General features: G+C 50.3%; 1 protein-coding gene. It reads right to left on the minus strand.

Annotated features, from left to right (window positions below; all coding sequences use genetic code 11):
* Window positions 1-179: 179 nt before the first annotated feature.
* Window positions 180-572 (minus strand): alpha/beta hydrolase-fold protein (locus B7449_RS16835; protein WP_244465774.1); only part of this gene is annotated, 393 nt, incomplete at its 5' end.

Here is a 572-nt window from a genome sequence, read left to right on the forward strand (position 1 = left end):
TTCCCAGACTTTCGTACGCCTCGCGGCGCCCGAAACCCTTCAGGCAAACGGAATGTCTGCTTCCGGACAAAAGATGCAGAAAGCCGCCAGTTAATTCCACAGTTTCAAAGACGCCCCTAACAGATTTCGTCTCCACCCGAAGCCAGAAAAGCGCGGATCCAAAAAATCTGACAATCTGTTCATCGTAGTTTACTCACGAAATGTCTGAGATGATCTGCAATGAAACTGGCTATAAAATAATAACTGTGATCGTAATCAGGACGAAGATTCAGAATGAGTTCCTGCCCTGCGTTCTGTGCGGCTGCCTGGAACAGTTGTGGCCTGAGTTGTTCTTTCAGAAATTGATCTGCCAAACCCTGATCTATCAGGACAGGCAGTCTTTCCGTTGCTGTCCGCACAAGTTCAAGCGGATCATAGGCCGCCCAACTGGCACGATCCGGACCAAGATAAGCGCTGAACGCTTTTTCACCCCATGGTACCTGCGTTGGCGCCACAATGGGTGAAAAGGCTGACACAGAACGATAGCGACCAGGATTACGCAGCGCGATCATGATGGCGCCAAATCCACCCAT

The sequence above is a fragment of the Komagataeibacter intermedius TF2 genome (assembly GCF_000964425.1).
GTDB classification, from domain to species: domain Bacteria; phylum Pseudomonadota; class Alphaproteobacteria; order Acetobacterales; family Acetobacteraceae; genus Komagataeibacter; species Komagataeibacter intermedius.